Origin of the sequence: Pseudomonas sp. BN515, assembly GCF_029873155.1 — a bacterium.
GTDB lineage: Bacteria > Pseudomonadota > Gammaproteobacteria > Pseudomonadales > Pseudomonadaceae > Metapseudomonas.
In genome coordinates, this window is the sequence record NZ_SSOH01000014.1 from 125,862 (window position 1) to 150,097 (window position 24,236).

20 protein-coding genes are annotated in these 24,236 nt (G+C 66.1%); 3 read left to right on the forward strand and 17 right to left on the reverse strand.

The window, feature by feature from the left end:
• The first annotated feature begins 4 nt into the window (after nucleotides 1-4).
• Nucleotides 5-1,027, forward strand: coding sequence for a phosphotransferase (locus E8E91_RS03355; protein ID WP_280374604.1), 1,023 nt, complete (start codon nucleotides 5-7; stop codon nucleotides 1,025-1,027).
• Between the two features lie 123 nt (nucleotides 1,028-1,150).
• A complete protein-coding gene (locus E8E91_RS03360; RefSeq protein ID WP_280374605.1) occupies nucleotides 1,151-2,104 on the forward strand; it encodes a helix-turn-helix domain-containing protein in 954 nt (317 codons plus the stop codon).
• Nucleotides 2,105-2,243: 139 nt separating this feature from the next.
• On the opposite strand, the gene E8E91_RS03365 is transcribed toward E8E91_RS03360, so the two are convergent.
• From E8E91_RS03365 to E8E91_RS03425, 13 genes are all read right to left on the reverse strand, one after another.
• Nucleotides 2,244-3,173 carry a LysR family transcriptional regulator gene (locus tag E8E91_RS03365; protein ID WP_280374606.1) on the reverse strand — a complete coding sequence of 310 codons (930 nt, stop codon included), beginning with the start codon at nucleotides 3,171-3,173 and terminating at the stop codon, nucleotides 2,244-2,246.
• Between the two features lie 110 nt (nucleotides 3,174-3,283).
• Nucleotides 3,284-4,300, reverse strand: coding sequence for a branched-chain amino acid ABC transporter permease (locus E8E91_RS03370; protein WP_280374607.1), 1,017 nt, complete (start codon nucleotides 4,298-4,300; stop codon nucleotides 3,284-3,286).
• Nucleotides 4,300-5,163, reverse strand: a complete 864-nt coding sequence (locus E8E91_RS03375; RefSeq protein WP_280367474.1) for a branched-chain amino acid ABC transporter permease — start codon at nucleotides 5,161-5,163, stop codon at nucleotides 4,300-4,302. Before E8E91_RS03375 ends, E8E91_RS03370 begins: the two co-directional genes overlap by 1 nt.
• Nucleotides 5,164-5,165: 2 nt before the next feature.
• Nucleotides 5,166-5,867, reverse strand: a complete 702-nt coding sequence (locus tag E8E91_RS03380; protein ID WP_280367477.1) for an ABC transporter ATP-binding protein — start codon at nucleotides 5,865-5,867, stop codon at nucleotides 5,166-5,168.
• 4 nt (nucleotides 5,868-5,871) lie between these two features.
• The gene (locus E8E91_RS03385) at nucleotides 5,872-6,594 is read right to left on the reverse strand and encodes an ABC transporter ATP-binding protein (protein WP_280374608.1); all 723 of its coding nucleotides are present in this window, start codon (nucleotides 6,592-6,594) and stop codon (nucleotides 5,872-5,874) included.
• Nucleotides 6,595-6,807: 213 nt separating this feature from the next.
• Nucleotides 6,808-8,118: an ABC transporter substrate-binding protein gene (locus E8E91_RS03390; RefSeq protein ID WP_280374609.1), complete on the reverse strand. Its 1,311-nt coding sequence runs from the start codon at nucleotides 8,116-8,118 to the stop codon at nucleotides 6,808-6,810.
• A gap of 82 nt (nucleotides 8,119-8,200) precedes the next feature.
• Nucleotides 8,201-9,550 carry an outer membrane beta-barrel protein gene (locus E8E91_RS03395; protein ID WP_280374610.1) on the reverse strand — a complete coding sequence of 450 codons (1,350 nt, stop codon included), beginning with the start codon at nucleotides 9,548-9,550 and terminating at the stop codon, nucleotides 8,201-8,203.
• A 313-nt stretch (nucleotides 9,551-9,863) separates the two neighbouring features.
• The gene (locus E8E91_RS03400) at nucleotides 9,864-10,094 is read right to left on the reverse strand and encodes a DUF3820 family protein (protein ID WP_280374647.1); all 231 of its coding nucleotides are present in this window, start codon (nucleotides 10,092-10,094) and stop codon (nucleotides 9,864-9,866) included.
• 49 nt (nucleotides 10,095-10,143) lie between these two features.
• Nucleotides 10,144-10,470, reverse strand: coding sequence for a DUF190 domain-containing protein (locus E8E91_RS03405; RefSeq protein ID WP_280374611.1), 327 nt, complete (start codon nucleotides 10,468-10,470; stop codon nucleotides 10,144-10,146).
• An 84-nt stretch (nucleotides 10,471-10,554) separates the two neighbouring features.
• Nucleotides 10,555-11,298 carry an SDR family oxidoreductase gene (locus E8E91_RS03410; RefSeq protein WP_190834201.1) on the reverse strand — a complete coding sequence of 248 codons (744 nt, stop codon included), beginning with the start codon at nucleotides 11,296-11,298 and terminating at the stop codon, nucleotides 10,555-10,557.
• Between the two features lie 184 nt (nucleotides 11,299-11,482).
• Nucleotides 11,483-12,679: a CynX/NimT family MFS transporter gene (locus tag E8E91_RS03415; protein ID WP_280374612.1), complete on the reverse strand. Its 1,197-nt coding sequence runs from the start codon at nucleotides 12,677-12,679 to the stop codon at nucleotides 11,483-11,485.
• A complete protein-coding gene (locus E8E91_RS03420) occupies nucleotides 12,666-13,127 on the reverse strand; it encodes a nucleoside deaminase (protein ID WP_280367494.1) in 462 nt (153 codons plus the stop codon). Before E8E91_RS03420 ends, E8E91_RS03415 begins: the two co-directional genes overlap by 14 nt.
• A gap of 15 nt (nucleotides 13,128-13,142) precedes the next feature.
• Nucleotides 13,143-13,811 (reverse strand): ankyrin repeat domain-containing protein, encoded by a 669-nt coding sequence (locus tag E8E91_RS03425; RefSeq protein ID WP_280374613.1) that lies wholly within the window; start codon nucleotides 13,809-13,811, stop codon nucleotides 13,143-13,145.
• 104 nt (nucleotides 13,812-13,915) lie between these two features.
• Here E8E91_RS03425 and E8E91_RS03430 point away from each other — a divergent pair, with 104 nt between their 5' ends.
• The gene (locus tag E8E91_RS03430; RefSeq protein ID WP_280374614.1) at nucleotides 13,916-14,758 is read left to right on the forward strand and encodes a LysR substrate-binding domain-containing protein; all 843 of its coding nucleotides are present in this window, start codon (nucleotides 13,916-13,918) and stop codon (nucleotides 14,756-14,758) included.
• Nucleotides 14,759-14,918: 160 nt separating this feature from the next.
• Here the strand turns inward: E8E91_RS03430 and E8E91_RS03435 are convergent, their stop codons facing one another.
• The 4 genes from E8E91_RS03435 to E8E91_RS03450 all read right to left on the reverse strand — a co-directional run bounded on the left by E8E91_RS03435 (nucleotide 14,919) and on the right by E8E91_RS03450 (nucleotide 24,157).
• Nucleotides 14,919-16,376, reverse strand: coding sequence for an efflux transporter outer membrane subunit (locus E8E91_RS03435; protein ID WP_280374648.1), 1,458 nt, complete (start codon nucleotides 16,374-16,376; stop codon nucleotides 14,919-14,921).
• A gap of 38 nt (nucleotides 16,377-16,414) precedes the next feature.
• Nucleotides 16,415-19,522, reverse strand: coding sequence for a multidrug efflux RND transporter permease subunit (locus E8E91_RS03440; RefSeq protein ID WP_280374615.1), 3,108 nt, complete (start codon nucleotides 19,520-19,522; stop codon nucleotides 16,415-16,417).
• Between the two features lie 277 nt (nucleotides 19,523-19,799).
• Nucleotides 19,800-22,892 (reverse strand): MdtB/MuxB family multidrug efflux RND transporter permease subunit, encoded by a 3,093-nt coding sequence (locus E8E91_RS03445; RefSeq protein ID WP_280374616.1) that lies wholly within the window; start codon nucleotides 22,890-22,892, stop codon nucleotides 19,800-19,802.
• Complete coding sequence (locus tag E8E91_RS03450; RefSeq protein WP_280374617.1) at nucleotides 22,889-24,157, reverse strand: MdtA/MuxA family multidrug efflux RND transporter periplasmic adaptor subunit; 1,269 nt, start codon at nucleotides 24,155-24,157, stop codon at nucleotides 22,889-22,891. Before E8E91_RS03450 ends, E8E91_RS03445 begins: the two co-directional genes overlap by 4 nt.
• Nucleotides 24,158-24,236 lie beyond the last annotated feature (79 nt).

Sequence of the window (24,236 nt, forward strand, 5' to 3'; positions counted from 1 at the left end):
CGCCATGAGCCGATTCCACACCCTCGACCACGAACAGCAGGTCGCCAGCCTGCAACGCCTGGCCTTCGACGCCTTGCGCCAATGGGACGGCGACTACGTTCGCCTGGACCTGATCAAGTACCGCGAAAACGCCGTGTTCTGCGCCACCCGCAGCGACGGCCAGCGCAGCGCCCTGCGCGTGCACCGCGACGGCTACCACACAGAGGAAGCCCTGCGCTCCGAACTGCAATGGATGGAAGCCCTGGCGGCGGACGGCATCCATGTGCCACAGATCATCCGCACCCGCGACGGCGAACACCTGGCGCAGGTGCACAGCGAGGAGCTGGGCGAGTCGCGCTACATCGACATGCTCGGCTGGCTCGGTGGCGCCAGCATCGGTTCCGCCGAACATGGCCTGGAGGTGGACGCCGATATCGCCGGGCTGTTCTTCGATGCCGGCGCGGTGGCTGCACGCATCCACCTGAGTTCGGCCCGCTGGGAGCAACCCAACGCCTTCAGCCGCCATGCCTGGGACGAGGAAGGCCTGATCGGCCAGCGTCCGTTCTGGGGGCCGTACTGGCAGCTCGACCTGCTCGACGACCGGCAGCGCGAGCTGTTGCAGGCCACCCGCCAGGCGGCCCGTGCCGACCTGCGCCGCTATGGCCGCAGCCTGGAGAACTTCGGCATGATCCACGCTGACCTGGTGCCGGAAAACCTGCTGCTGGAAGACGCGCGGCTGCACCTGATCGACTTCGACGACGCCGGCTTCGGCTGGCACATGTTCGAACTGGCCACGGCGCTGTACTTCTGCCTGGACGACCCGCGTTTCATCGAAATCCAGGCGGCGCTGCTGTCCGGCTACCACTCGGTGAAGCCGCTGACCCCGGACGACCGCGCCACCCTGCCGCTGTTCCTGGCGCTGCGTGGCCTGACCTACCTGGGCTGGATCCACACCCGCCGGGAAAGCCGCACCGCCGAGGAACTGGCGCCCATGCTGATCGAGCGCGCCTGCCGCCTGGCGCAGGACTACCTCGACCAGCGCGGCTGATCCGTCGCGCCGGCACCTGGCAGGAATGCACAAGTGCCTGGCGTGCATGGCAATGCCGGTTGTGCGACGCTCCGCCATCATGGCCCGGAGCGTCCGCCACCCGCGCTCGACAGGTGAACCGACATGACAGGCATAGCCCGACACCAGGCATCCGACTCGGACGAGCTCGCCGGCGCGCTGGCCGGCTGGAGCCAGGACTACACCCAACTGGGACGTGGCCGGCTGCACGCCGAGTTGCTGCATATCCAGCTCGCCGAGGCGTCGCTGATCTACGAGCACTCCAACCTGCACCTGCACGAAAACATGACGCCGCCGGAAGGCCAGGTGGTGTTCGGCATTCCCCTGTCGGTATCCACCGATTCGACCTTCAACGGCGGCACCCTGGCCCGCGACACCCTGCTGGTACTGGAAGGTGGCCAGGAGATGGAAATCTGCGCTCCCGGCGAGATCGGCATGCTCGGGATGACCATCGACCGCCGCCTGCTCAGCCAGTTGCTGGGGGCCGAAGAACAGGAGCGCCTGGAGCAGGCCCTCGACCGCCGCCGCCTGGATATCTCACCGCTGGCCGCGCAACGCCTGCGCCAGGACCTCTGCGCCTCGATCAGCGCCTTCGAGCGTGCCGAATTCGATCCGCGCTCCGCCGAAGATGGCCTTCGCGCCGTGATGCCGGGGCTGGACGGCGTATTCCAGGGACTGGACGAGGCGCTGCGCGGCCCCGCCCTGCACAGCAGCGCCATGCCCCGCTCGCTGGAACAGCGTCGTCGCCTGGTGCTGGCGGCGGTGGAGATCATGCAAACCCGCCTTGACCTGCCGCTGTCCATGCCGGAACTCTGCCAGGCGTTGAACACCAGCCACCGCACCCTGCAGTACTGCTTCCGACAGATCTGCCAGGCCACGCCCCAGCAGTTCTTCCTTTCGCTGCGCCTGGCCGAAGCTCGCCGCCGGCTCAAGCAGGACCCGGTGCAGAGCATCACCACCCTGGCGCTGGACCTGGGTTTCGCCAGCTCCAGCCACTTCTCTTCGCTCTATAAGCGCCTCTATGGGGAGCAGCCCTCGCTGACCAGCCGGCGAAGTTAGGGCTGCACGAAAAGTCGTCGAGCGAAGGTCAGGCAAGGCGAAATCGGCCGAAGAAGCGCAGTTTACGAGTTGTAAATGAGCATTCTGAGGCCGATTTCAACGCAGCATCACCGATGCGCAGACACTTTTCGTATAGCTTCTAGGGCTGTACCCAGCCTTTCTCCAGCAACGGCCGATCCCAGGCCGGCTCGTCGCTGATGCGCTCCACCAGGAACTCGATCAGGGTGCGCACCTTGAGCGCCCGGCGCTGGGTGGCCGGGTATACGGCGGAGAAGTTGAAGGAGGTCAGCGAGTAGTCGGTAAGCACCGGCACCAGGCGGCCGTCCAACAGGTCGGCGCTGGCTGCGAGGGTGGGCAGGCAGACCACGCAGGCGCCGGTGACGGCGTAGTCCCGCAGCAGGTGCACGGAGTTGGAACGCACCTGCCCGGTGAGGTTGAGCTCCACCGGGTCGATGCCGTTGAACACCCACTTGTTGCGCGACGGGTAGCCCTCGTAGAGCGCCACCTTGTGCGCCTGCAGATCCGCCGGCACGGCAGGCGCGCCATGACGCTCCAGGTACTCCGGGGATGCGCAGAACAGCCGACGCACGGAGAACAGCTTGCGCTCGATCAGCGATTCGGCCAGGGGCGGGAACATCTGGAACGCCACGTCGAAACCTTCTTCGATCGGGTCCACCACCCGGTCGTTGACGATCACGTCCACCTCGATATCCGGGTACAGCTCGGTGAACTCCGCCAGCAGCGCACCGAAATGGCCGAGGGCGAAGCCCGGCAGCATCTGGATGCGCAGCTTGCCGGTGGGCTTGGCGCGCAGGTCACGCATGTGCTCGGTGAGGCTGTTGAAGCTCGCCACCATGTCGGCGCATTCCTTGTAGTAGGCCTCCCCTACTTCCGACAGCCGCACATGGCGTGTGCTGCGGTGGAACAGCGGCGCGCTGATGTACTCCTCCAACTGCTGGATGCGGTGGCTGATGACCGAGCGGGTCACCCCCAACTGCTGGGCGGCCCTGGCGAAGTTGCCGGTTTCCGCGACGCGGACGAAGGCTTCGATGCTGAGCAGGCGGTCCATGTTCGATTCTCAAAGGTCATTGTTCTTGTGGGAGCGAATTTATTCGCGAATGGGCTGCAACGCAGCCCCTGCAAATCCTGATCGCGAATAAATTCGCTCCCACAACGGCATCACCCTCCGACCAGCCGCCGCTGCATCGGAAACAGCTGCCACCCCAGCCGCTCGCTCACCAGTCCCCACACGCCCTGGGGCGCTTTCAGCATCATCACCACCGCGACGCTGCCGAGGATGATCATGTACAGCGCGCCGAACTCGGCGAAGCAGCTGCGCAGCACGAAGTAGATCAGGGTGCCGATCAGCGGGCCTTCCAGGGTGCCGATGCCGCCGATGATGACGATGAAGATCACCGCTGCGGTCCAGTCCTGCACGCTGAAGGCGGCGTCCGGGGAGATGCGCAGCTTCTGCAGGAAGATCAGCGCGCCGACCACGCCGGTGCAGCCGGCGGCCAGCACGTAAACCATCATCTTGGTACGGAACACGTTGATGCCCAGGCTGCCGGACGCCGGCTCCGAATCACGGATGGCGGTCAGCGCCAGGCCCTGACGCGAGCGCAACAACAGATAAACCACCAGCACCGCGCCAACGGCGATGGCCAGGGCGCTGAAGTACAGCAGCATCTCGCGACCGTCACGGCTGCTGCCGATCTGCCGCACGATGGACGCCGGCAGGCTCTGTCCCGAGCCGCCGCCCAGGCTACCCACCTGCGCCAGTCCAAGACGGAACACCTCGGCCACCACCCAGGTGCCGATGGCGAAGTAGGCGCCGCGCAGGCGGAACAGCACCAGCGCCGTGGGCACTGCAAGCACGGCCACCACCAGCCCGGAGAGGAACACCGCCGCCAGCGGCGGTACGCCCAGTTGCGAGGCCAGCACGAAGAGCAGGTAGCCGCCCAGGCCGACGAAGGCCTGCTGACCCACGGAGACCATTCCGGCGTAACCAGCCAGCAGGTTCCACATCTGCGCCAGGGCCAGGTAGTAGGCGAATTCCACCACCAGGCGCAGCACCGCACGATCCGCCCAGAACGGCAGGGACGCCAGGACCAGCACCAGCACGCCCAGCAGTGCCAGGCCCACCTGGCTGCTGCGGGTAGCGCGCTGGACGAGGTAGGCATTGTTCATCGCATTCATCAGTCGACACTCCGGGGAAACAGGCCGCGTGGGCGGAAAACCAGGATCAGCAGGAACACCAGGTGACCGGCGAGGATCTGCCAGCCCGGATCGATGCGCGCCCCCACCGCCTGGGCGACACCGAGAATCACGCCGCCCGCCAGGGTGCCCCAGAGACTGCCGAGGCCGCCGATGATCACCGCCTCGAAACCGTAGAGCAGGCGCGCCGGGCCGACGCTGGGGTCGAAGCTGGTGCGCACCGCGAGGAACACCCCGGCGATGGACACCACCGCCATCGCCAGCGCCATGGCCAGGCCGAAGATGTGGCGGTTGTCGATGCCCATCAGTTGGGCCGTGTGCTGGTCGTCCGAGGTGGCGCGGAAGGCGCGGCCGAGACGGGTCTTGTAGAACAGCAGCTGCAAGCCACCGATCACTGCCAGGGCGCAGCCGAACACCATCAATGGCATCACGCCGAGACTGAGGCCGCCCACCGAGAGACTGGCAACTTCCAGATCACCCTGGGACAGCTTCTGGCTATCGGCGCTGAAGAACTCCAGCAGCACGTTCTGCAGGATGATCGACAGGCCGAAGGTCACCAGCAGCGGCGGCAGGATGTCGTTGCCAAGGGTGCGGTTGAGCAGTTGCCGTTGCAGGCAGTAGCCGACCACGAACATCACCGGCACCACCAGCACCAGGCTGGCCAGGGGCGACAGGCCGAGCACTTCCACCACCACCAGCGCCAGGTAGGACGCCAGCACGATGAAGTCGCCATGGGCAATGTTGACCAGGCGCATGATGCCGAACATCAGCGACAGGCCGACCGCGAACATGGCGTAGAGGCCGCCGAGCAGCACGCCCTGCACCAGGGTATTGAGCCATTCCATCGTCATGCCTCCGCCAGGCCGAAATAGGCCGCCTTGATCTGTTCCTTGCTCACCTCGCCGGGCTTGCCGGACAGGGAAATGCGCCCTTCCTGGAAGCAATAGAAGCGGTCGGCGACGCTTAGGGCCTGGTTGATGTCCTGCTCCACCAGGATCACCGCCGTGCCGTCAGCCTTGATCGAGGGCAGCGCGGCATAGATGTCCTTGATGGTGGTGGGCGCGAGACCGAGGCTGATCTCGTCGCAGAGCAGCAGGCTCGGGCTCGACATCAGCGCGCGACCGATGGCGACCATCTGCTGCTGGCCGCCGGACAGCGCGGTACCGGGGCGCTTGCGCAGCTTCTCCAGAACCGGGAACAGGCCGTAGATGCGCTCCAGGTTCCAGGCGCCCTGGCGCTTGCTGTAGGCGCCGATCAGCAGGTTCTCCTCGACGCTCAGCGAGGGGAACAGCTTGCGGCCCTCCGGCACCAGGGCAATGCCACGCTCCAGCACCCGGTTGGCCGGCAGGCTGCCGATGTATTCGTCCTTGAAGCGGATGGCGCCGGGATCGTTGCGGATCAGCCCGGCGAGCGAGCGCAGGAAGGTGGATTTGCCGGCGCCATTGGAGCCGATGATGGCGACGGTTTCCCCTGCCGCCAGTTCCAGGTCGATGCCGAACAACGCCTGGAAGTCGCCGTAGCCGGCACGCAGTTTGCGGATCGTCAGCATGACTTCAGCTCCCGATGCCCATGTAGATTTCCTGCACCTTCGGATTGGCCATCACCGCATTAGGCTCGCCTTCGTCCAGCTTGCGGCCGAAGTTGATTACCGCCAGGCGGCTGACCACCGCCAGCAGCGCGTGGACGATGTGCTCGATCCAGATGATCGCGGTGCCGGAACGGTGGATGCCCTGGATGGTGCCCACCAGTTCCAGGCACTCAGGCTCGGTGAGGCCGCCAGCGATCTCGTCCAGCAGCAACAGTTGCGGCCGGGTGGCCAGGGCGCGGGCCATTTCCAGGCGCTTGCGCTCCAGCAGGGTCAGGGAGCCGGCCAGGGCGTTGGCCTTCTTCATCAGCCCGGTGAGTTCGAGGATGTGCGCACACCAGGCGTAACCGTCCTTCTCCGACTGGCCGGCGCCGAACGTGGCGCCCACCAGCAGGTTCTCGAACACCGTCATCTTCACGAAGGGATGGGGAATCTGGTGCGAACGGCCAATGCCACGCTGGCAGCGCTTGAACACCGGCTCGCGGGTGACGTCTTCACCCTGAAAGCTGATGCGCCCGCTGTCAGCGGCGACGCCCCCGGCGATGAGGTTGAACAGCGTGCTCTTGCCCGCGCCATTCGGCCCGATGATGCCCAACGCCTCCCCCGGCGCCAGGGCCAGGCTGAGATCGTCGGTCACCTTCACCGAGCCGTAGCTCTTGTGCACCTGCTCCAGTACGAGGAGTTGTTGCATGTCGTGATACCTGTTTGCGGCCATGCTGGCCGGAACTCCCGGATTTCATCCGGGCTACGAACGATGTTCATGAATACGCAAGCCCCGGTAGGGTGCGCCGCGCGCACCAAGGCCTTCCGTGCCGTGATCGCGGTGCGCACGGCGCACCCTACTGTCTCCAGCTCCCTCTCCCTTCAGGGAGAGGTTTGGGGAGAGGGCCGTCCGCGCCCGGACTCAACCGCCGTAAGTGATCGCCTGCATCTCCCCACCAACGGGAATCTGCGGCGCGGTCTGGTTGCTGGTGATCACCAGGTCGTAGGTGAAGGGCCCACCCAGGCGCCACTGGCCGGACACCAGCGGGGTCTTGGCGACGTTCTTCACCGGACCGTTCTTCCAGCTCACCGGGCCGACCACGGTGTTCAGTTCGGTCTTCAGCAGCGCATCGCGAGTGGCTTCGGGATTACCCACTTCCTCGGTGCGCTGGAGGATGTCCACCGCCAGCTCGAACAGCGCATGGACGAAGCCCAGCGGCTGGGTCCACTGCTTGCCGGTGGCCTTGGTGTAACGCTCGGCGAGCTGCCCGGCAGTGAGGCCGTTGAGGGACGAGCTGAAGGGATGGCTCGGGCTCCACCAGATTTCCGTGGAGAGGTTGTGTCCGGCCTTGCCCAGGGCCTCCACTGCCGAGGGGAACAGCAGCGCCTTGCCCACCGACATGGCCTTGGGCTGGAAGCCCTGCTGGCGCGCCTGGGTCCAGAAGGTGGTGAGGTCCGGCGGGATGACCACGCCTGTGACGATCTCGGCCTCGGCCTTCTTGAAGGCGGAAATCTGCGCGGAGAAGTCGTCGGTCAGGCTCTGGAAGCGACCCGGGTCCACCAACTGGAAGCCCTTCTGCGAGAGCACCGGCGGGAAGCCGAGCTTGCTGTCGCCCCAGGCGTTGCCGTCACCGTCGTTGGGGAACAGACCGCCAATCACCTTGTTGCTGCCCATGCCGCCCCACATGGCGGTGTAGGTGGCGATCACATCTTCCAGGCCCCAGAAGAAGTGATAGGTCCACTGGAAGCCTTCGTCCGGCTTGCCGCCACGGGTGAAGAACCAGGGCTGCCAGGGCGCCACGGTGGAGATGCAGGGGATTTCGTTGATCTCGCACTGGTCCGACACCGGGTTGGTGGTTTCCGGGGTGGAAGACACCAGCATCAGGTCGATGCCGTCGGAAAGGATCAGCTCGTTGGCCACTTCGGCGGCGCGGTTGGGGTTGGACTGGCTGTCCTTGACGATCACCTCCAGGCGGCAGCGCTGGCCGCCTACGGTGATGCTGTTCTTCAGCACCGAGGCCAGGCTCTCGATGATGTAGGCATCCGCTGCGGCGAAGGGGGCCAGCGGCCCGGTCTGCGGGCTGACGTAGCCGATGCGGATGACCTTTTCCGCCGCCAGTAGCGGAGCTGAAGAAAAGCCTGCGAGCAGCGAGCCGCCAGCCACGACGCCGCTGGCCCGCAGGAAATCACGCCGGGAAAGCCCGGCACCGAGGAGTTTCTTGTTGTTGTCCATGACGGTTGCCTCGATTGGAGAATGAGGCCCGGCGCGGGCACACGAGGTGGCCCGACCGGGATGGCAGTAGGTTGGAGCTGGATCAGAAGAAGACGGTGATGTCGAAGGAGCCCACCAGTTGGCTGTCTTCCTGGCCGTCGCCGAAGGCGTCGCGGCCGTTGCCGCTGTGGATGTCGTAGCGCAGCTCGGGGCGCAGGCGGACGTTGGGCACCGGCGTCCAGGCCAGGTTGGTGGTGAAGCCGTAGAAGCTGCCCCAGCTCGGGTCGGGGATGCCGGTCTGCGGGTCGATGTTGGCCATCACCACGTGTACCGGGGCGTCGGTGTAGAACCACTCGGCACGGCTGTTCCACATCAGGTTGTCGCCCAGTCGGTGGTACCAATTAACGTCGGTGCCGTACCAGTGGGCATTGTCCTTGTTGGCGAAGGCGGCAAAGGCCGCGCCCTCCTGCTGGCCGTAGTTGAATTCCACGGCGACCCGGTTGCGCTCGTCGAGCACATGGGAAACCGTCAGGTAGGAGGCGTAGCGGGTCAGGTCCTGGTCATCGGTCCCGGCCGGGATCGGCGAGCCGCAGGCGCACTCGGCAAAACTGTCGCCCGCGCCATTGCCGTAGATGTTTTCCCAATCCACCCAGGTGCGGAAGTCCGCCGAGCGCCAGCGCAGGTTGGCGATCACGTCCGGGTCGCCGTTGGGGTCCTGCATGTTGTTCCAGCCCTGCACCAGGCCCAGCTCGAAGCCGAGCATGCTGCCGCCCTCTTCCTGGGGCAGCTTGAAGGAGTACAGCGCGCCGGTGTGCTTGGCCGGGCCGTGCATGAAGGAATAGGTGTGGCTGTAGAAGTCCGCCGGTGCCGGGCTGCCCAGGGCGAAGCCGATCTCGTTCTCCAGCGGGGTGTGGAAGACGCCGAGCATCAGGTTGGAGCCGCCGAGTACCGGGATGTAGAAGTCCAGGTAGGCCTGGGCGATGTTGAAGTTCTCGTCGTTGGCGTCTGCGCTGCGGTTGACGCCGAAGTCTTCGTCGAAGCCGTAGGTCTTGAAGAAGCGCGCGTCCTTGCCATAGAGCGCGGTGACGTTGAAGCCCCAGTCGGCTTCCTGCGGCATCGGCCCCGGGAACGGACCGACACGGCCCACCACGTTGCCCTTGGGGGTCTTCTCGATGGCCAGGGCGAACTGGTTGAGGTTGAAGCCTTCGTCGTTATTGAAGAAAGCCTGCTTGCTCACGTCGTCACTGCCGTTGTCGTTGTAGATCCAGCCAGCCTGGGCCCAGCCATGGACCTTGATGCCGTAATCCTTTTCCAGGCCATCACCGAAGGCGCTGCGGAACAGCGAACCGGACGGACCCGGCTCGGCGGCCTGGGTGAATACGGGAAACAGCGCGGCGGCCGCCAGGACCGGAGCGAACAGGGAGGATGCGGAACGATGCTTGCGAGGAATCATGGCAGCTACCTTGTTTTTATTAGTCAGCCTGATGCGGACACCTCCCACTGGCAGTGCGGGTCTGGCTGTCCGGTTGGGGCGCAAGCTACAAGCGGCCCTCACCACCAACAATTCCGGTTTCAGCGATATGAGTGTTTGCGAATCGAGAACAATGGCGCCTGCCCTGAGCTAGAGCGGCTGATGGGGGGATGGGGTACGGCGGAGTGGGCGGTTATCGGACGGAATTGAGGGGTTAGCGCTGAGCGGGACATGTCCCTCTCCCCCGTCCCCTCTCCGCTTCAGGGAGAGGGGACGGGGGAGAGGGTGGCAGGGTTCAACCTCGCGTCGGCGCCCTACCCTTGCGCAACGGCTCCAGCAACGGCTTCAGCCCGTTGTGGTCGATCTCCTGCATGAGCATCAGCAGCCGTCCGATCTCGCCTTTGGGGAAGCCTTCGCGGGCGAACCAGTTGAGGTAGTGCCCGGGCAGGTCGGCGATCAGGCGGCCCTTGTACTTGCCGTAGGGCATCTCGCGGGTGACCAGGAGCAGCAGGTCTTCGGGGTTCATCAGGCGGCCTTGCGGGTGGAGGAAGCGGCGATTGTCGCAGAGCCGCGGCTCAGGCATCCACTGGCGCGCCCAGCAGGCCGAATTCCGCTGGTACCTTTACGTAGAACAGCGTCACGCCCTCCTCTTCCAGGCGCTTGAGCAGGGCGTCGCACTCCGCTTCGCTGAGGGCCAGGAGGATCAGCATGGGTTGGTCGGCCATCTCGAAGAAGTGGTGGGAATGGAAGTGTTTGGTACGCCCGAACCCTTCGATACCGGAAACCAGGGTGGCCCCGCGCAGGCCCATTTCCATGGCCAGGGCGACGATCCAGTCGGCGAGCATCTTGCCCTCGTGACGGCGGTTCTGCTGGGTGTAGAGAGTGAGTTGATAGCCGTTCATGCAACCTCCTCGTGGAGCGTGCTCACGATCGCGCGAGCTAGAGAAGAGAGCTATTCCGACGCGCAGCCGATCGTGAGCAGGCTCTCAGATGATGCCGCCATTGACGCGCAACGTCTGGCCATTGACCCAGGCACCCTCCGGGCCAACCAGGAAGGCCACCAGGTTGGCGATGTCCTCGGGGTTGCCGAGACGTTCCAGCGGGGCCTGCTTGGTCAGGCGCTCCACCAGCTCCGGCGGCTTGCCGTCGAGGAACAGGTTGGTGGCCGTGGGCCCCGGCGCCACGCAGTTGACCGAGATGCAGCGGCCACGCAATTCGCGGGCGAAGATCGCGCTCATGGTTTCCACCGCCGCCTTCGACGCCGCGTAGATGGCGTAGCCCGGCAGTCCCATCCCCACCACGCTGCTGGACAGGTTGACGATGCGCCCGCCGCTGCGCAGGCGCGAGGCAGCCATCTTGAGGGTGTTGAAAGTCCCGCGCGTGTTGATGGCGAACATCCGGTCATAGAGCGCCATTTCGGTATCGGCCAGCGGCACCAGGCCAGGCTGGATCACCCCGGCGTTGTTCACCAGGATGTCGATGGCGCCGAACTCCATTTCCGTCTGGTCGAACAGCACTGCGACCGCCACCGGATCGCTGACATCGGCCAGCACCGGATAAGCCCTGCCCCCCGCCCGTCTGATTTCGTCCACTACCCGCTCGGCGGCTTCCGGCCGCGTGGCGTAATTGACGACCACCTGGATGCCATCGGCTGCGAGACGGCGAGCGATGGCGGCGCCGATACCCCGGGACGCTCCGGTGACGATTGCGGTTCTGGCAGTTTCTGGCATATGGCTCTCCCGAACGGCCCTCAAAGCCACGGCTGGTGCCGCTTGCGGGGGCCTTTTCAGTGGTATAGCCGTAGATGGAGCACTGTGCGGGACCGGCTATCCGGCGCCTGTAGGGTGCGCTGCGCGCACCGACTCCAGGATCGGCTTCGGCACCCCGTCACACCGCTGGTGCGCACGGCGCACCCTACCCCAATCCAGGCACCGGCTCCTTGCCCACTACTGACCGATAGCTGGCCGGGCTGAACAACCGGGTCACCCCCAGCATCAGCAGCACGCCGACCACCAGTACCAGCCAGGCGGCGGTGAAGCCGCCGGTGACCTCCCGCAGCCAACCGCTGAGCCAGGGCGACACAGCGTTGATCAGGAAGCCCACGCCCTGCACGAAGGCGGCCAGTTGGCCCGCCTCGCGGGGATCGCGCCGGTGGTCGAGGGTGAGGATCAGACTGAGGGCGAAGCACGCCCCCAGGCCAAAGCCGATCAGGGCGATCCACAGGGCGAACAGTTCCAGGGGCGCCCAGATCAACCCGGCGAAGCCCACTGCCTGGGCAATGAGGCTCACCGACAGCAGCGGCCGACGGTCCGTGCCGCGTTGCGCCAGGGCGGGCATGCCCAGGGCCGCGATCACCTGGAAGATAGTCATGAAGGCCAGCAGCGAGCCGCTGCGGGTCGGGCTCCAGCCGAGTTGCTGATAGTAGGCCGGCAGCCAGGCGACCATGCTCATGTAGCCGCAGTTGACCAGGCCGAAATACAGGGCGAGCAGCCAGGCGCGGCGATTGCCCATGAAGCTCACGGACCGGCCGCCGGATACAGGCGCAGGGCTCGGCAAGGGTCGCGACAGCCAAAGCACCAGGGCCAGCAACGCCGGCACCAGCCAGAGCCCAAGCCCCGCCTGCCAGTGCTCGAAGTGATGGGCCAACAACGGGCTGGTCAGCGCTGCCATGCCACCACCGCCCATCAGGGAGGCGGAATACACGCCCATGGCCAACGCCACCCGGCCCTCGAACCGCCGCTTGATCACCGCGGGCAGCAGTGCCTGGATCAGCGCCACACCGGCGCCACCCAGCAAGGCGGTCGCCAGCAGCGGGCCGGCCTGGCCACACAGCAGCCGCGCCAGGCAGGCACCAGCGATCAGCGCGAGCCCGAGGCCAATGCCGCGTCGTTCGCCCAGGCCACCCAGTTTGTTGCTCAGCAGTGCCACCAATCCCATGCAGATGACCGGCAGCGTGGTCAGCAGCGCGGCGGTCTGGAAGCCCATGCCGGTGGCGCTGCGGATGTCGGCCAGAAGCGGACTGACCGACGCGAGGATGGGTCTCAGGTTCAGCCCGACGACGACCAGCAGCGCCCAGGCAGCGAGGTTATCGAGACGGTCAGCGCGCGGCATGCAGGGCCTGCCAGCGTGCATAGATTTCGCTCATGGCCGGTTGCGGCAGGTGCTGGATGTCCAGCTTCTGCGCGTCCAGAGGCAGCGCCATCTGCTGGTACACGGCCGCTGTGGACAGGCCGAAAGGCTCGCCCACGGCATTGGCCGCAGCGAACACCACGCGGCTCACGCCGCACATATGCATGGCCGCCAGGCACATGGGACACGGCTGGCCGCTGGCGTAGATCACGCAGCCGTCCAGGCGCGGGCCCAATTGCCGACTGGCGGCGCGGATGGCCTGGAGTTCAGCGTGGCAGGTGGGATCCTGGGTCAGGTGGATTTCATTCACCGCGCGGGCCAGCACCTGGCCGTCACGCACCAGCAGCGCGCCGAACGGGCGGCCGCCCTGCTCCACATTCTGCCGCGCCAGTTCCACGGCCTGTTCCAGGTAGTTGCGATCTTCAGACATGGGGTGCTCCATCAATCAACGGGCGCCGGCGGCGCGCAGCGTGGCGGCGATGGCCTGCTGTCCGCGCTGTTCGGCATGTTGCAAGGGGGTGACGCCTTCGTTGTCGGCCAGGTCGAGGTCGGCATCGGCGGCAATCAGCAGCTCGACGATGCGCTGGTGAGCCGGTCCGCCGTCGCCCAGCAGCACGGCCTCCAGCAGGCAAGTCCAACCGAGCTTGTTGACGTGGTCGAGGTCGACGCCGGCAGCGATGAGAGTGCGGACGGTGTCCACATGGCCACGCTCGCAGGCGGGGATCAGCGCGGTGCCGCCGAAACGGTTGGTGCTGCGCAGGTCGGCGCCGTGGGCCAGGGTCAGTTCGAGGATCTGCTGGTGGCCGCTGGCGCCCGCCAGCAGGTAGGCGCTGTCCTGCATGCGGTTCTGCAGATTGACGTCGGCGCCGGCCTCGATCAGGCGGCGGGCCACGTCCACCCGGTTGGCGGCAGTGGCGAGCAGCAGGGGCGTGTTGCCCTGGCCATCGCGCACATCCACCGGCACGCCCTGTTGCAGCAGGTTTTCTACGCTGCCCAGGTCGCCCGCTCCGGCAGCTTGCAGCAGGCGTTGGGCTGCACTGTCATCCGCCTTGGCCTGCGCTGCGATCAACAGGCCACTGGCCAGGAACAGGCACTGAATGAGTCCGGCTTTCATGGTTCGCCTCCGCACTTGGTCGAATGCGCGAAATTATGTCCGGCTGGTCAAGTATTCTGAAATTAAATATAACCATGCCTATCAGTGGTACCTGGAATACATCCATGTTCGATCCCCTTCTCCTGCGCAGTTTCGTCGCCGTTGCCGATTGCGGGAACTTCACCCGCGCCGCCGAACGCCTGCACCTCACCCAGTCCACCGTCAGCCAGCAGTTGCGCCGGCTGGAGGAAAGCCTCGGCTGCCGCCTGCTCGATCGCAGCCAGCGCCAGGTGGTGGCAACCGCCGAAGGCGAACAGTTGCTCGGCTACGCCCGGCGCATCCTCGCCCTGCAAGACGAAGCCGCCGAGGTACTGCGCCACCAGCCCGGTAGCGGCGTGCTGCGCCTGGGAGTACCCGAGGACTTCGCCGCCGAACGCCTGATGCCGGTACTCGCGGAATTCTCCGCCGCCTGGCCCGGCGTGCGCCTGGAGGTGACCAGCGGCCTCAGCCCGGAACTGTTGCGCCTGTACCAGGGCGGCGAGTTCGACCTGCTGCTGGTCAAGCGCATGGGCGATGGCGGCGACAGCCTGGCGTCCTGGCCGGAACCACTGGGCTGGGTGGACAGCGCCTCCCGCCCGGCCTATGGCCGCGAGCCGCTGCCCCTGGTGGTCTTCCCCAGCGGTGGGTTGTATCGCAACGAGATGCTCCATGGCCTCGATGTGCAGGGCCGACGCTGGCGCATCGCCTACTCCAGCGCCAGCCTGGCCAGTGTGCGCGCGGCGGTGGCGACGGGACTGGGCGTCAGCCTGCTGCCGTTGCGCGTGCTGGGGCCGGAGCATCGGCTGCTTGGCAAGGCGGAAGACCTGCCGGAAATCCAGGGATTGCGGCTGGCGCTCTATGGGAGAAAGGGATTGGGGCGTGCGGAGGAGGAGTTGGTTGAGCGGTTGAAGGCGTTGTGTGGTGGTTGAGTGCGGCAGCTGGCTGGCTTTCGATGGGTTTCGCTTCGCTCTACGCCATCCTACGAATGCGTACCCGTTGTAGGGGCGAATTCATTCGCCAAGCAGGACGCAGTCCTGCCCTGTGGGAGCGAATTCATTCGCGAATGAATTCGCTCCCACAGAAAAGCGATCACGGAGTCACTTCGGAATCCGAATCCACCTGCTCCAGCTGTCCCTGGTCCCATCCCCCACCCAACGCGGCGATAAGCTGGACGCTGGTGGTCAGGCGAGTACCCATGAGGGTCAGGACGGTGCGTTCGTTGTTCAGCGCGGTGGCCTGGTTGGTGACCACGCTGTTGTAGTCCACCGTGCCGGCCTTGTACTGGTTGGTGATCAGGCGCAGGGCTTCGCGTGCCGCGTCCAGGGCTTCCTGCTGTACCCCACTCTCCTCTTCCAGCACGTCGAGCTGGACCATGTAGTCCTCGGTTTCGCGGAAGCTGTCCAACACGGTCTGGCGGTAGGCGGCGACGGTCTGGTCGTAGCTGGCTTCGGCCTGGGCTACCTGGGAGCGGATCAGGCCACCGTCGAACAGGGTCATGGCGAATTCCGGCCCGATGGACCAGAAGCGGTTCGGCGTGGTGATCCAGTCGTGCAGGCTGCCGGTGCGGTAGCCGCCGGCGGCACTGAGGCTGAGGCTGGGGAAGTAGGCCGACTTGGCGACGCCTATCTGGGCGTTGGCGGACATCACGTCACGTTCGGCCGAGGCCACATCCGGGCGGCGTTCCAGCAGTTGCGACGGCAGCAGGGCCGGCACGCTCGGCAGTGCCGGGACGCTGTCCACCTCGGCCAGGCTGAACTCCGCCGGTGGCACGCCGACCAGCACGGCGATGGCGTTCTCCAGTTGCGCGCGCTGGTACTTGAGGTCGATGGCCTGGGCTTCGGTGCTCTTTAGCTGCGTAGTGGCCTGGGCCACGTCGGCACGGGTGACGATGCCCGCCCTGTACTGGTTCTGGGTCAAGGTCAGGGCGCGCTGATAACCGGCGATGGTCGCTTCCAGCAGGCGCTTCTGAGCGTCCAGCACGCGCAGTTGCAGGTAGTTCTGCGCCAGCTCCGATTGCAGGCTGAGGCGCGCAGCGGCGAGGTCAGCGGCGCTGGCCTGCATGTTCGCGGTGTCGGACTCAAGTTGGCGGCGCAGCTTGCCCCACAGGTCGATTTCCCAGTTCACGCCAAGGCTGGCGTCGTAGCTCTTGGACACGCCACCGCCGCCGGAGCTGGTGACCGTGGAGCCATCGGACAGGCGCACGGTGCTGTCGCCGCCGCCCTGCCCCGAGCGGGTCTTGGCCACATTGCCAGTCACCGTGGGGAAGAACGAAGCGCGGGCGCCACGGGCCAATGCCTGGGCCTGGCGGTACTGGGCGACCGACTGGGCCAGGGTCTGGTTGGACTGTTCCAGGCGCTGCTGCAGGTCGTTGAGGGTGGCGTCGCCGTAAAGCTCCCACCAGCGGCCACGGTGCTCCAGGTCCGCAGGGCTCGCCAGGGTCCAGCCTTCGGCATGCTTGAACTGCGCGGGTACGCTCTGTTCCGGACGCTTGTAGTCCGGGCCGATGGCGCAGCCGCCGAGCAGCAGGCCGGCGAAGGCCAGGGCCATGGCGCGACGCAGGGGTTTCAGGGAAGTGGCAGCGGTGTTCATAGGGGTGTTTCCAGAGCGGCGTCAGTGCGCACGCCACGCCAGCGGTTGAAGCGATGGCGCAGACGGTCGAGGTAGAGGTAGACCACGGGGGTGGTGTAGAGGGTCAGCAACTGGCTCAGCACCAGGCCGCCAATGATGGCCACGCCCAACGGCTGGCGCATTTCCGCACCCTCGGTCCCGCCGATCAGCAGCGGAACAGCGCCGAGGATGGCGGCGATGGTGGTCATCAGGATCGGCCGCAGACGCAGCAGGCAAGCCTGGCGGATGGAATCTTCCGGACCCATGCCTTCCTGGCGTTCCAGCTGCAAGGCGAGGTCGATCATCATGATGGCGTTCTTCTTCACCACGCCGATCAGCAGGAACAGCCCCAACAGCGAGATCAGGCTGAACTCGCCGCCGGTGAGCAGGATCGCCAGCAACGCGCCGACGCCTGCCGACGGCAGCGTCGAGAGGATGGTCAGCGGGTGGATGTAGCTCTCGTAGAGGATGCCGAGCACCAGGTACACCAGCACCAGGGCGGCGAGGATCATCCACGGCTGGTTCTGCTGGGTGGCCTGGAAGGCGTCGGCGCTGCCGCCCATGCGGGCGATCACCGAGCTGGGCAGGCCGATGGCGGCCACCGCCTTCTCGATGGCCACGGTGGCCTTGTCCAGGCTGACGCCGGGCGCCAGGTCGAAGGCGATGCTCTCCGAGGCGAACTGGCCCTCGTGGTTGACCCGGTCTTCCTCCAGGCTGCGCTCGTAGCGGGCGAAGCTGGACAGCGGCACCCGCTGGCCATCGGCGGTGACCAGTTGGACCTGCTTGAGGGTTTCCGGGTCCTGGGCGTACTTCGGGTTAACCTCCATCACCACCTGATACTGGTTCAGGGTGTCGTAGATGGTGGAGATCTGCCGCTGGCTGTAGGCGTTGTTCAGGGCGGTGGTGACCATGGACATGTCGATGCCCAGGCGCTTGGCGGTGTCGCGGTCCACCTGCAGGGTGACCTGTTGGGCACCCTCCCCTTCGTTGGCGTCGATGGCGGTGAGTTCCGGCAATGCCTTGAGCGCGGCGGTGACTTTCGGCCCCCAGGTGCGCAGATCGGACAGCTCGCCGCTCTGCAGCACGTACTCGTACTGCGAGCTGCGCTGCTCGCGGCCACCACCGAACTGCAGGTCCTGGTCGGCCATCAGCATCAGGCGGCCGCCGGGCACCTTGGGCAGGTCGGCGCGCAGGCGTTCGATCACCTTCTGCGCGGATGCCTTGCGCTCGGCAATGGGCTTCAGGCGCACGATCAAGAACGCGTTATTGATGCCGCCACTGCCGCCGATGAAGCCCGCCACGCTCTCCACCGCCGGGTCCTTGAGGACGGCGCGGCGGAAGATTTCCATCTTCGGCTGCATCACGGTGAAGGACAGGCCGTCATCGCCACGGATGAAGCCGATCAGCTGGCCGGTGTCCTGCTGCGGCAGGAAGGTCTTGGGCACCAGCACGTAGAGCGCGATGTTGCAGCCGATGGTGAGCAGCAGGCTGGCCAGGGTCAGACGCGGATGGCGCAGGGCTACGCTCAGGGTCCGGTCGTAGACGCCGACCATGCGCGTATGCAGGGCCTCGCTCCAGCGTTGCAGGCGGCTGTCCTTGTCCGGCACGTGGGGCTTGAGCCAGCGCGCGCAGAGCATCGGCGTCAGGGTCAGGGACACCAGCAGCGAGACCAGGATGGCCACCGCCAGGGTCAAGGAGAACTCGCGGAACAGCCGGTCGATGATGCCGCCCATGAACAGGATGGAGACGAACACCGCCACCAGCGAGAGGTTCATGGACAACAGGGTGAAGCCGACTTCACGGGTGCCCTGCAGCGCCGCCTTGAACGGCGCCATGCCCTCGTTGATGTGCCGTGAGATGTTTTCCAGCACCACGATGGCATCGTCCACAACCAGGCCGGCGGCGAGGATCAGCGCCATCAGCGACAGCACGTTGAGCGAGAAGCCCATCAGGTACATCACGGCGAACGTGCCCACCAGGGACACCGGCACCGCCAGCGCCGGGATCAGCGAGGCACGCAGGTTGCCCAGGAACAGGTAGACGACCAGTATCACCAGGCCGACGGCGATCAGCAGGGTGCGTTCGGCTTCGTGCAGGGTGGCGCGGATCACCGGCGAGCGGTCCATGGCCAGGTCCAGCTTGACGCTGGCCGGCAGAACCGCCTGCAACGCGGGCAGTTGCTGCTTGATGCTTTCGATGGTCTCGATGATGTTGGCGCCAGCCTGGCGGTTGATCACCAGCAGCACCGCCGAGTCGTCGTTGAAGAATCCGCTGTTGTAACGGTCTTCCACTGCGTCGCGGACCTTGGCCACATCGCCCAGGCGCAGGGCGGCGCCGTCCTGGTAGCGGATGATCAACGGCGCATAGTCGGCGGCCTTCTCCAGTTGGTCGTTGGCGCCCACCTGCCAGTGGCGCTCGGCGTCTTCCACCGCGCCCTTGGGTCGACGCTGGTTGGCGGCGGCGATGGTGCTGCGCACGTCGTCCAGGGCGATGCCGTACTGGGTCAGCAGTTGCGGTTCCAGCTCCACCCGCACCGCCGGCAGGGAGCTGCCGCCGATCTGCACTTCGCCCACGCCCTTAACCTGGGACAGGCTCTGGGCAAGGATGGTCGACGCCAGGTCGTAGAGCTCACCTTTCTCCTTCACGTCGGAGGTCAGCGACAGGACCATGATCGGCGCCTGGGACGGGTTGACCTTCTTGTAGGTGGGCATGCTGCGCATACCGCTGGGCAGCAGGTTGCGCGAGGCGTTGATGGCCGCCTGCACATCGCGTGCGGCGCCGTTGATGTCACGGTCCAGGTCGAACTGCACGATGATCCGCGTCGAGCCCTGGCTGGTACGGCTGGTCATCTGGTTGATGCCGGCGATGGTGCCCAGCGAGCGTTCCAAAGGCGTGGTGACGCTGGACGCCATGATCTCCGGGCTGGCGCCGGGCAGGTTGGCCTGCACGGTGATCACCGGGAAATCCATCTGCGGCAGCGGCGACACCGGCAGCAGGCCGAAGCTGACGCTGCCCAGCAGCAGGATCGCCAGGCTCAGCAGCATGGTGGCGACCGGGCGATGGATGAAGGGGGCGGAGAGGTTCATTTCCCTTCTCCCTCTGGGAGAAGGTGGCCCGAAGGGTCGGATGAGGGATGGTGGGCGATGCTGGAGGTCGAGCGGGGCTTGGCTACCCTCACCCCAGCCCGGCGGTTTGATGTGGTGCGGAAGCCGATCGCGGAATCGGTGCGCACAGCGCACCCTACGGTCTGGGTACGCATTGAGGGGGCGATGTTGAATGCACGGGCCAGCAGGATGACGCCGATCCGGTAGGGTGCGCCGTGCGCACCGGTGGTACGACGTGATGTCGTGCAGCGAATCAGCTTCACGCTTGCACCCCCGCCGCGCTGCGGCCGGTGAAGCGGCGGGCCAGGCGGTCGAAGGCCAGGTAGATCACCGGGGTGGTGAACAGGGTCAGTACCTGGGAAAGCAGCAGGCCGCCGACCATCACCAGGCCGAGCGGCTGGCGCAGCTCGGCCCCGGAGCCGGTGGCGAGCATCAGCGGCACGGCGCCGAACAGGGCCGCCAGGGTGGTCATCAGGATCGGCCGGAAGCGCAGCAGCGCAGCCTGGTAGATGGCCGCCTCGGGCGACATGCCCTGGTGCCGCTCCGCCTCCAGGGCGAAGTCGATCATCATGATGGCGTTCTTCTTCACGATGCCGATCAGCAGGATGATGCCGATGATGGCGATCAGGCCCAGGTCGTTGCCGGTCAGCAGCAGCGCCAGCAAGGCGCCGACGCCCGCCGACGGCAGCGTGGAGAGGATGGTCACCGGGTGGATGTAGCTCTCGTAGAGCACGCCCAGCACGATGTACATGGTCACCACCGCCGCCAGGATCAGCAGCAGGGTGCTGGACAGGGACGCCTGGAAGGCTGCGGCCGCGCCCTGGAAGCGGGTCTGGATGCCTTCCGGCATGCCGATGTCCTGCTGCACCCGCTCGATCACCGCCACCGCCTCGCCCAGGGCAACGCCCGGAGCCAGGTTGAAGGACAGGGTCACCGCCGGGAACTGGCCGATATGGTTGATGGCCAGTTGGGTCTGGCGTTCCTCGACGTGCGCCAGGGCCGACAGCGGCACCTGCCCGCCGTCACGGTTGGCGACGTGGATCTGCTGCAGCGCCTGCGGGCCGATCGCCTGGCCGGCGGAGGACTCCAGCACCACGCGGTACTGGCTGGCCTGGGTGAAGATGGTGGAGATCTGCCGCTGGCCGAAGGCGTCGTAGAGCGCATCGGTGATGGCGGAGATCTCCACACCCAGGCGTCCGGCCATGTCGCGGTCGATGTTCAGGTACACCTGCAGGCCCTTGTCCTGAAGGTCGCTGGCCACGTCCGAGAGTTCCGGCTGCTGGCGCAGGGCGTCCACCAGCTTGACCGTCCACTCGTTGAGCAGATCGGCGTCCGGGGACTCCAGGCTGAACTGGAACTGGGTACGGCTGACCCGGTCCTCGATGGTCAGGTCCTGCACCGGCTGCAGGTAAAGGCGGATGTCGCTCTGTTTGTCCAACTCGGGCTGCAGGCGCGCGATTACCTCACTGGCGGTTACGTCACGTTCGCCATGGGGCTTGAGGTTGATCAGCATGCGGCCGCTGTTGAGAGTGACGTTGTCGCCGTCCACACCGATGTAGGAGGTCAGGCTGGCCACAGCCGGGTCCTTGAGGATCAGCGCAGCAATCTTCTGCTGGCGTTCGCTCATCGAGCGGAAGGACACCGACTGCGGCGCCTCGGTAATGCCCTGGATGACGCCGGTGTCCTGCACCGGGAAGAAGCCCTTGGGCACGGCCAGATAGAGCACCACGGTGAGCACCAGGGTGCCGAGAGCCACCAACAGGGTCAGGCCCTGGTGCCGCAGGACCCACTGCAGGCCGCGGCCGTAGCGTTCGATCATGCCGTCGATGAAATCGCCGCTGGCCTTGTAGAAGCCGCCCCCCTCCTCTTTCTTCCCCCGCTTGAGCAGACGCGCGCACATCATCGGCGTCAGGGTCAGGGACACTACCAGCGAGATCAGGATGGCCACCGCCAGGGTGATGGCGAACTCGCGGAACAGCCGGCCCACCACGTCTGCCATGAAGAGCAGCGGGATCAGTACCGCGATCAGCGAGAAGGTCAGGGAAATCAGGGTGAAGCCAATCTGCTTCGCGCCCTTGAGCGCGGCGTTGAGCGGCGTTTCTCCCTCTTCCAGGTGGCGGGCGATGTTCTCCAGCATGACGATGGCGTCGTCCACCACGAAGCCGGTGGCGATGGTCAGGGCCATCAGCGTCAGGTTGTTGATGGAGAAGCCGGCCAGGTACATCACCGCGAAGGTGCCCACCAGGGACAACGGTACGGCGATGGACGGGATGATGGTGGCGCTCATCCGGCGCAGGAACAGGAAGGTCACCATCACCACCAGCGCGATGGCGAGGAACAACTCGTGCCGCACGTCGGTGATGGCCGCGCGGATGGTCTGGGTGCGGTCGGTGAGCACGACCACATCGATACCCGCCGGCAGGTTGGCGGTGATTGACGGCAGCAGCGCCTGGATGCGATCCACCACTTCGATCACGTTGGCGCCCGGCTGGCGCTGGATATTCAGCAGCACCGCCTCGTTCTGGTTGGCCCAGGCGGCGAGGCGTTCGTTCTCGGCGCCGTCGACGATCTCCGCCACGTCCTTCAGTCGCAGGGCGGCGCCATTGTTGTAGGCGACGATGAGGTTGGCGTATTCCTCGGCGGACTTGAGCTGGTCGTTGGCGTCCAGCATGGACACGCGGGTGGGGCCGTCGAAGTTGCCCTTGGGCTGGTTGACGTTGGAGGCGCTCACCAGGCTGCGCACGTCCGACAGGTTCAGGCCGTTGGCCGCCAGGGCTTCCGGGTTGACGCGAATGCGCACCGCCTGGCGCTGGCCGCCGGCGATGCTGACCATGCCCACACCGCTGATCTGCGCCAGTTTCTGCGCCATGCGGGTGTCCACCAGGCTATGCAGCTTGGGCAGCGGCATGGTCTTCGAACTGATGGCGAGGGTCAGTACCGGGGTATCGGCCGGGTTGACCTTGTTGTAGACCGGCGGTGCCGGCAGGTCGTTGGGCAGCAGGTTGGTGGCCGCGTTGATGGCCGCCTGCACCTCCTGCTCGGCCACGTCCAGTTGCACTTCGAGACTGAAGCGCAGGGTGATGACCGAAGCCCCACCAGAACTGGTGGAGGACATCTGGGTCAGCCCCGGCATCTGCCCGAACTGGCGCTCCAGCGGTGCGGTGACGGCGCTGGTCATCACGTCCGGGCTGGCCCCCGGATAGAGGGTGAGGACGCGGATGGTCGGGTAATCCACCTCCGGCAGCGCGGAAACCGGCAGCAGGCGGTAGGCGATCAGGCCGGCGAGGAGAATCGCCAGCATGCTCAGAGTGGTGGCGACCGGTCGCAGGATGAACAGGCGAGAGAGGTTCATACGCCGCCTTTCGCGTCCTGGCCTTCAGGCTTGGCGCCCTGGAGCTGTTCCGTGGGTTGGTTGGGGATTTCGTCGGCGTCGTGCACCACTTCCACTTCGCTGCCGTCGCGCAGGCGGTCGGTGCCTTCCAGCACCACGCGCTCGCCCGGCTGCAGGCCGCTCTTGACCACGGTGCGCTCGCCATCGTCCGGGCCGGTTTCCAGCTTGCGGACCTTCACCTTCTTCTCGCCGTCCATCACGTAGGCGAAGGTGCCCTGGCTGCCGAACTGCACGGCGGCGGACGGGATCAGCACGGCTTGCGGCAGCATCTCGGCACGCAGGCGGATGTTCACGAACTGGTTGGGGAAGAGCATTTCGTCATCATTGGCGAAACGCGCCTTGAGCTTCAGGGTGCCGGTGGTGGTGTCGATCTGGTTGTCCAGGCTTTGCAGCACCCCTTCGGCTTGCAGGCGTTTGTCGTTGCGGTCCCAGGCCTCGACCGCCAGTGGCTGGCCGGAGCGGAAGCGGCTGACCACTTCCGGCAGCTGGCCTTCGGGCAAGGTGAAGGCAACACTGATGGGCCGGGTCTGGGTGATCACCACCAGCGGCGTGGTGTCGCCGCTGCTCACCAGGTTGCCCAGGTCCACCTGGCGCAGGCCCAGGCGGCCGGCGATGGGTGCACGCACCTGGGTGAAGTCGAGGTTCAGCCGGGCAGAGGCCACCGCTGCCTCGTTGGTCTTGATGGTGCCGCGATACTGCGCCACCAGCGCTTCCTGGGTGTCCAGGGTCTGCTTGGCGATGCTGTCTTCGGCATACAGGCCCTTGTAGCGGGCCAGGTCGATTTCGGCGTTCTTCAGCTGCGCGCGGTTCTGCGCCAGGGTGCCTTCGGCCTGCTGCAGGGCAACCTGATAAGGACGCGGATCGATCACCGCGAGCAGGTCGCCGGCCTTGACCTGTTGACCCTCCTCGAACTGCAGCTTGACCAGCTCACCGTCGACGCGGCCGCGCACATTCACCGTGTTCAGCGCGGTAACGGTGCCCAGGGCCTTGAGATAGACCGGGAAATCGCCCTGAGTGATGGTGGCGACGCGCACCGGCACAGGTCCCGAGAAGGCGCCGAAGCCGGGACGCCCCGGCCCGCCCCTGCCGCCCTGGTGATTAGGCTTGGCGGCGGTTTCCGGCCAAAGCCACCAGATCAGGAGCACGAGCGCGAGCAAGGCGACGGCGATGGCCAGCCAGTTACGGAAGGAACGGGAGTTCGGGGATTTCTCAGAGATCGGGGACATGATTCAGGTCGAGATAGGCGAGAGCGTGAACGATAAGCAGTTGAAAGCAGAAGGCAAAGTCAATTTACCGGCTATTTAC